This window comes from Methanobrevibacter sp., assembly GCF_045644645.1.
In the GTDB taxonomy this organism is placed as follows: domain Archaea; phylum Methanobacteriota; class Methanobacteria; order Methanobacteriales; family Methanobacteriaceae; genus Methanocatella.
Map to the genome: position 1 here is coordinate 1 of NZ_JAZRHE010000038.1, position 7,917 is coordinate 7,917.

The window sequence follows — 7,917 nt, forward strand, 5'->3', positions numbered from 1 at the left end:
ATATCTAATCCATCGGACATTTTAATTACCTCTTAATATTAGTTAATTAAAGATAGATTTAAAGTATATATAAATATTTTGTCACTAAACAAGGGTTAAAAGTAGTAATAAATATATAATATGAAATAAATAGTAAAATTATGGATGAAAATATAACTGTACTCAAAGGATTAGGACTGACAATGTATGAAGCTCAAGCATATGTAACGCTCACTTCATTAATCTCATCAACCGCAGGTGAAATAGCTGAAAAATCAGGCATCCCTCGAAGTAAAATATATGATGTTCTAAAGGGACTGATTAAAAAAAATTTCATTGATGTTGAAGATGGAAGACCCTTAACATACAACGTCAAATCTCCAGTCGAAGTATTGAGCCGTGAAAAAGAACATGTCAATTCAGAAATTGATGATACAATAACAAGATTGACTTATATTTATGAAAACGGTATGAGTCAAGTGCAGGCGCCGATCTGGAGAATCTATGGTGTTGAAAAAATCATAGACCAGGAAATTGAGATTATCAATCGAGCCAAATCTTCAATAAACATGAGAATTGGTTTTTTGTTTGAAGGTGAAGGAGAAGCGCTTGTTAAAGCTTTCAAAAGAAGGCGCGGATTGGAAGTGAATATCCTGGCTTCCCCAACATGTTACATTAACGATGAAGAAGTAAATATCATTAAAATGTTTAAAGATGCAGACATCAACATTCAAAAAGCGGACATTCCATTTGTAAAAGTCCTGATTTCAGATTCAAAGGAAATGATGCATACATATACCAAGTTTTCAGAAGACAAACGTAACGTAATCCCCCAAACGGCCATTGGAATATGGAACAAATACGAAGATGTGGCTAAAAACTATGATGACCGTTTTATGAATCAATTAAATAAGATCAAAAACAAAAGAAATCTTAAAAAATCCCATATTTAATAAATGTAATTACAAAAACGATTAGATAATTTAAGATTGCAATTATCAATATTGTCTTTTCTAAAACAGACTGCCATTTGGCAGGCATTGCATGTTCATCGTATAACTTTTTAATAAGCATCAATGCCAATGCAATCAAGGCGACATAGAAAAATATTGTAACCCTTGCACCTGACGGAAATACCGTTGGAGAAAATCCTATAATGAACCTTGAGGCGAATCCTCCAAGAAATATGAAAAGCGGAAGCAACTCCTTAGGAAATGCCTTGACAAGCATTATGCAGCTGCTAATCAATAAATACAAACAGATTATCACAATGCTGATTGAATTGATGTTGACGGCCGGAAGGCCTTCATAGGTGAATAACCTTAAAGTCTCCGTAATGTATGGAGCTGCATTGACTATTTGTTTAAATATAGCCGGAATTGTCATTAGCGGTGAGCCTTTAATGACATTGGGAACACTTCCAAGAGATTTAAGAGAAGTTTCCAAAACGGAAATGTCAATGAACGCATTGAATATTGTTATGAATAATATCAGGAAGATATTGAAGTAACAGAAGTATTTTAAGTATTTATTTTTTGATTTGACTAATGCACAAACACATAAAACAATATAGAATAATGGGAATATGACCTTTTGCTCTATTATGTTTCCAAATGTGGTAACAAGTCCCAGATATGATTTATCGAGGATTGTGAAACTGGCAAATTCGGGATACCAATAGGAAACCTCATGGGCAAACCTTATGGAATTTCCAGGACATGTGAATATGAAAATCAGCGAAACTGCAGATACTGCAATTGCCAGAACATTAAACCTATTAACCCTTTTTTTGTTAATAAAAGAGTTAATCAGGTATAACAAGTTGAATCCGAATATCAGCGCTCCGCTCTGCTCCTGGTTTGCGGCATATAAGAGTGCCAAAAGGGAAATGACGTATACGTATTTATTTGCTTTTTCACCATGGGCTTCATAAATCAATGGAATGAACGAAACCATCCCCAATGCAAAGCACCATGAATAATTAAGAGTTGTTGAAATCCATCCCGCACTTGCCATTTCATAAAATGGATACATTAAAAACAGGAAAACTCCCAAATAGGCAATTTTCCTTGAATACTTTTTATCCACCAATTTGATGATATAGTAAACTCCAAAAGTGTAAATTATAATATCTAAAATTTTCCAGATAATCATGTTCTGACGAGCCAAAATGGCCAAAACAGTGTCGATGATTAGCCTACTGGACCAATTAAAGTACCTGTAATTAATATAATCAATTACAGTCTGATTATTTAGGATTTTTGCATATTTGATGTCATCCCCATTTAAACCCATAACCAGATGTAAAATTAACATTAACGCTGCAAAAAGGATAAACGGAAAATACTTTTTAATATTATAATTCATATGTTAGATATTTAAGTTGTAAAAACTATTTAATACTTGACGAGTTACATAAATTTTTCATCAAAATCGATGAAAACCCTTAACAGGTCATAGTCCAGACGATGAATGGCTCTAAATGCAATTCCATTCGGAACATCCCAATATGCTGAGGCAATGCTTCCTGCTATTGCCGCCTGAGTATCTGCATCACCACCAAGAGACACTGCATTTCTAATGGCATCTTCAAAGTTTTTTGCCTCCAAAAAGCAAATTATCGATTCTGGAACGCTTCCGGCACAGGAAACATCAAAGTCATAATAAGGCCTTATATCATCCAACTTACTATCCAAATCATATTGATACCTGACTTCAATGTGGTCTTTTATTTCCTGCTTTTTAGCACCGATTCTTGCAAGATAAATAGCGTCTGCAGTAGCCAATGCCCCTTTAATTCCTTCAGGATGATTATGAGTTACAACAGACGATTTATAAGCCAAATTCTGGACTTCCTCTATAGATTCCCCAACCCAGGCACATGGTGAAACGCGCATTGCAGAGCCATTGGCCCAGCTGCCGTAGGCCTGTGGCGAATCCTGCTTTAACCAATTATTAAACATTCCCCCATAACCGGCATTGGGATACTTATTTCCCCAATACTTCAATTCATCAACCAAAACTCTTTTAGAGACCTTATCCTTAATTAACCAATTTGCAATGGCCAATGTCATGATAGTGTCATCAGTAAATGTCGATTTTTTAGTAAACAGATTAAAATCTTTTGTTTTGATTGAATTGAACTCCCTTGTTGAACCTATAATATCTCCTGATATTGCACCGATAATTCCTTTCATGTTAATATGTTGTACAAATATCATTAAAATAATTTACTTCAAAAGAAAAAATTGCTCTGACTGTGTTAAATTGCCTTAAAATCAAAGAAAAAGATTAAATAATAGATATAACATAATTAAATTTGATAATAGCTAGCATTATCACCAAACACGGAAATTCCTAAAAAACTGAATCATTTCCTTGAATAAATTCATCGTGTTACTTTAAAAAAAAAGGAATTTCAAAAAAATTACTTCACAAAAAACTAACATAAAATATGGTTCCAGGAAAAGTCCTGGAATCCTAAAAAAAATATAATTATCCTACTTTTCCATTAAATCACTGCAAACATCCTGAAAATTGACATAAGGGAGTATTAAATTAAGTTAAGCAAGTAATACTAAATTGAAAAAAATTAAAAACTTATTTACTAGTAATGCAATATATCTCCATAGTGATTTAATATGAGTTGTTGGAAATATTGGCCAAAAATAGAAGAAATCGCAGACAAATTAGAAAATTATGGCATTGACTCTTTAGATGACCTATCTTCTTTAAATGATGTTGATTTAGGTGAAATAACCTCATTATTAGATGAAATTGAAGTTATCGCACACGATGAGACAATAGATTTTGATTCAGCGAAACATATTCTGGATGATGAAAAAATGAATAATGCTCTAAAGTTAATCAGAAAATTCTATTTATATATTGGGGCAAGACTGGAAACAAACAATGCAATGCAGATAATCGAATCAGATGATCCTCAAGCGGCGTTAGATACATTTCATTTCTATGAAAGATACCAGGGTTTACTTACAAATGAATCCAAATTGGCCCATTGGCACGAAGACAAAACCTTTGTTTTTGTAGGCAGCGGACCTTTGCCATTGACATTAATACTATTCAGACAAAAATTCGGCTGCAAATGCATAGGTATTGAAATTCAAGAAGAAGTGGCGGAATTATCCAGAAAAGTTATTAAACAATTAGGCCTTGACGATGGGATTGAAATACTGGTCGGGGATGAAACATTACTCAAGGACATTGATTATGACATATTGATGGTGGCTGCATTTGCCGAACCTAAAGAAAGAGTGTTCTCTAACGTTTGGGAAATTGTTGATGAAAAAACACCGGTTCTCGTTAGAACATACAGCGGTATGAGGGCTATTCTTTATGCACCATTAACAGATACAATCCTTAGGGGATTCCACAAAGAGGTAATGTTGCTTCCATTAGGAAATTCCAATAATACAAGCGTATTGCTAAGAAAAGTGATTTAAAATTTCTTTTCTTTAAAATTCTTCTTTTATAACAATATACTCCTTTAATGTTTGTTTTTTCTAAAATAAAATTGATTAAATAGAGTTATAGCTATTAAAGACTTGAGGAGAGATTGCTTTAATAGCTATTGTAGACAGTGAAAGAAACCTACATGATCTTCATATAAATCTCTTTTCGTTAAAACTTAATTATTCTACATTGATGGAGAAAAAAATAATAACTAAATTGGTTATGCCGACAATATAGTTATTGGCTGATGATTTTATCAACATAGAAATAATTAATTGAAAAATAATCAAATATTCTCTATTCAACTATCTTTCTAACATTAGTAATTAGCTCACTAATCTTAGAAAGACAATTAGGAAGAGAAGTAAATAGCTAATATAGCTATTTACATCTAGGCTGGCTTCATTTGATTATTTATTTAACTCTAACGGACCAAGTTTTGACAGTGTCTTGTGGAATTCCTCCATGGTTTTTTGGAATTTTTCACCTTCTGAAGCGGATATCCATTCATGACGGAACCTTTCCCTTTCAATTCCAAACTCTTCAATAATATCTTCAACAATTTTTGCTCTTCTAGACCATTTGTAGTTGCCTGCATCATAATGGCAGTCCCCAATATGGCAGCCACCTACAAACACTCCATCAGCCCCTTCTTCAAATGCTTTGAAAACCATTGATGGATTGATTCTTCCGGAGCACATTACACGAATGATTCTGATATTAGGGTGATATTGCATACGTGCAGTACCTGCAGTATCCGCTCCACCATAACAACACCAGTTACATAATAAACCTACTATTTTTAAATCATCAGACATTGAAAACACCTCATAATTCAACTTTATCTGGACTGTATAATGGAGGCTTAATATCATCTGACACTCCAGCTACATAGCCAGTTCTGTTATAATATTTTTTCTGCAATTTATCAAAGATCAATGAAACAGGAATATCCATTGGACACACATCATCACATTGTCCGCAGTCACAACAACTGAAACTCATGTGAGACAGCCTTACACCTTGGAATGCGATTGGAGTAGGCGTGAGCCTTGAATCATCTTTAAAGTAAGACTTGCCCAATTCACAATTTTCATGACACCAGCAGATCGGACAGATGTCACGACATGCATAACAGCTTATGCAACGATTCCATTCATTAATTTCACTAACAAGAGGATACATTGCATCCTGATTCTTTTTGGCCATGTTTATCATGATTTTTTCGACTTTCGCCCTTCCTTCAACAGCGGCATCCGCAGGGGATTTTGTTTCAATGAACCCTGCTTTTTTAGCGCCATCGATTAATTCCTGACCTCTTTCATCATTGATTTCAATGAATGTCCAACCGTCTTCAGCACCCCAATTTCCACAGGCGATATTTGCTTTTCTTGGGATTTTCACATCACACCTTTGACAGTTCTTACGGCGGCCGTAGCCTTCCTGCTCAAGGTCATGAATCTTTACTGCCTCTTCTGAACCGTCTGCAAGTTCAATTATGAACTGACCTTTGTCAATTTCTTCACTTACAACATCATCAGGATCTGCTTCATAGAACAAATCAATCATTTTTCTACCGGATACCGGTGAAACAGTACCACCGCAGTTTAAACCAACGGTATAAATGTTGTCCTTGTTTATTTTATGCCTTTTGATAAGTTCTTCAATAGAACGAATGTCACATGGCTTTACTGATACTGCAATTTTCTTATCAGACAAATATTCCTGGATAATGTCTCCAACCATTGTAGGAGCACAGTGATATGATCCTGCAGCCCCGATTAAATCTTCTGAATCGGTTATCAAAGTTGGTATGCCATCATAAACATCATCACAAGGCTTAATTGCTAAAACACCATCAACCAATCCTTCATCAAGCAAATACTTGAAAATACTTGTTACAGCTCCCCCACATTCGCCCGCTTTATGTATTTCATCATTTTGAGATTTTGCTAAAACATAACTCATATTATCCCTCTATTTCAATTTTCCAATAATATCTGTTTCACTTAAAATATCTGATTCGATAACAGCACTGAATGATTGAGTTTCACCCATTGCATTTACAAATGATCCTTCATGTTCCAACCATGACTTTACAGGGATAACAATATCAGATGACTTAGTTGTTTCATTTTCACAGCAAGCAAAACTGATTACTTTTGATATTCTACCATAATCAAATTCGATTTCATCCATTACATCATCATTGAATACGATTAACACTTTAGTATTCTCAAACAATTCCAATATTTCATCTTTTGATTTGGATTCCAAAATGCCTAAAGCACCTTTTGTATTGGATTTTGAATACACAGGCAAAACTTTGCAGTTAGTTTCATTAGCTAAAGCTGAAATTCTATCTAAATCTTCAGCACAACTTACTTCATTAAAGATAATGACACTTGATTCATCAAGGTCAGATTTTTCTGCATCCAAAAATTCTTGAATGGGCTGGTCAGCAAATTCATCAGCAATATTTGCAGTTACGGATTCTTGTGAACCTACAGCATAAATCTTTGCACCATTCTGTTTTGCATGAACAATTCTTCTTCCAAGCAATGGGTTGCCATAAAGCAGGTCCCCTATTACCAAAACAACATTTGCCTCTTCAACATCACCATAGGATGCAACTTCATCAAAGTTGCCTAAATCGTTTGCATAAAGAGCAATGTTATAACCTTTAGATTCTGCAAAATCTTTAATAGCTTCAATTTCTTCAAGAGTGTTATTTCCAGAACAGACTACTGTAACACCTGAAGCATCGGCTGATGATAACTCTTTTGATACTTCCTCAATAGCTTTTTCAACATCAGCCTCAGAATTAGAAATTGTGGCTTTTACAATTTTGTTTTTAAAACATTCAACAGAATTTCTTCCATTTAGACAATTTTTCCCCTCATTGACAGGATGTCTTTTGTAAGGAAAAGTTCCAACAATATTTTCGTCTTTTAAAACCACATTAATACCACAACCAACACTACATGAAGGGCATAACGTGTGCTTAATTTCTAACATAATACATCACCAAAAATAGTTTAGAAGAGTATTCTGGATATGTTCGCTACCAATACTTAATGAATCATCAGAATTTGATAAAATATGACTGGATTCTCGAGTTATAGAAACCATATCCATAAGAACTTTACATGCTTTATGGAATATTATTTGAGAAACTTCTTCCTGTGAGAACTTTTCAAACATACCCAATATTATAATCCCCTCAATTTTAAAGTTCAATTCAAATTTTTCACATGATTTTAAAATAATATCAAAATCAATCATTTCCTGATCAGTGTTTCTATATTCCACTGCCCAATCAATATCCAAATTTAAACTCAAATTTTTAGGATTTACATCATCTCTAATCAATCCAATTTTCTGCATATAAATTTCCATAATACTCCCCAACTAGTTAATAAAAATTTATTTAAATTATCCAATTAACAGTTTAATCAAATAATC

At 33.8% G+C, this 7,917-nt stretch carries 8 protein-coding genes and 1 pseudogene; 2 read left to right on the forward strand and 7 right to left on the reverse strand.

All coding sequences use genetic code 11. The annotated features are described in order from the left end of the window. Window positions 1-140: 140 nt before the first annotated feature. Window positions 141-932, forward strand: a complete 792-nt coding sequence (locus ACKI4K_RS02565) for a TrmB family transcriptional regulator (protein ID WP_407421977.1) — start codon at window positions 141-143, stop codon at window positions 930-932. Here the strand turns inward: ACKI4K_RS02565 and ACKI4K_RS02570 are convergent. Both ACKI4K_RS02570 and ACKI4K_RS02575 read right to left on the reverse strand, forming a co-directional pair. After that, window positions 913-2,346: a DUF6056 family protein gene (locus tag ACKI4K_RS02570; RefSeq protein ID WP_407421979.1), complete on the reverse strand. Its 1,434-nt coding sequence runs from the start codon at window positions 2,344-2,346 to the stop codon at window positions 913-915. The genes ACKI4K_RS02565 and ACKI4K_RS02570 overlap by 20 nt on opposite strands. 44 nt (window positions 2,347-2,390) lie before the next feature. Beyond that, window positions 2,391-3,200, reverse strand: a complete 810-nt coding sequence (locus tag ACKI4K_RS02575; RefSeq protein ID WP_407421981.1) for an ADP-ribosylglycohydrolase family protein — start codon at window positions 3,198-3,200, stop codon at window positions 2,391-2,393. A 420-nt stretch (window positions 3,201-3,620) separates the two neighbouring features. Here ACKI4K_RS02575 and ACKI4K_RS02580 point away from each other — a divergent pair, with 420 nt between their 5' ends. After that, window positions 3,621-4,442 carry a nicotianamine synthase family protein gene (locus ACKI4K_RS02580; protein ID WP_407421983.1) on the forward strand — a complete coding sequence of 274 codons (822 nt, stop codon included), beginning with the start codon at window positions 3,621-3,623 and terminating at the stop codon, window positions 4,440-4,442. 420 nt (window positions 4,443-4,862) lie between these two features. Here ACKI4K_RS02580 and ACKI4K_RS02585 read toward each other — a convergent pair whose 3' ends face one another. From ACKI4K_RS02585 to ACKI4K_RS02605, 5 genes and pseudogenes are all read right to left on the reverse strand, one after another. After that, on the reverse strand, window positions 4,863-5,270 hold the full coding sequence (locus ACKI4K_RS02585; RefSeq protein ID WP_407421985.1) for a hydrogenase iron-sulfur subunit: 408 nt from the start codon (window positions 5,268-5,270) through the stop codon (window positions 4,863-4,865). Window positions 5,271-5,280: 10 nt separating this feature from the next. Beyond that, window positions 5,281-6,420, reverse strand: coding sequence for a Coenzyme F420 hydrogenase/dehydrogenase, beta subunit C-terminal domain (locus tag ACKI4K_RS02590; RefSeq protein WP_407421987.1), 1,140 nt, complete (start codon window positions 6,418-6,420; stop codon window positions 5,281-5,283). A 9-nt stretch (window positions 6,421-6,429) separates the two neighbouring features. Next, on the reverse strand, window positions 6,430-6,768 hold the full coding sequence (locus ACKI4K_RS02595) for a molybdopterin-dependent oxidoreductase (RefSeq protein WP_407421991.1): 339 nt from the start codon (window positions 6,766-6,768) through the stop codon (window positions 6,430-6,432). Window positions 6,769-7,334: 566 nt separating this feature from the next. Then, a pseudogene (locus tag ACKI4K_RS02600) lies at window positions 7,335-7,470 on the reverse strand (NADH:ubiquinone oxidoreductase chain G-like protein); the annotation flags it as partial. Between the two features lie 6 nt (window positions 7,471-7,476). After that, entirely contained in the window at window positions 7,477-7,851 is a 375-nt protein-coding gene (locus tag ACKI4K_RS02605) for a pilus assembly protein (protein WP_407421989.1), read from the reverse strand. Between the last annotated feature and the right edge of the window lie 66 nt (window positions 7,852-7,917).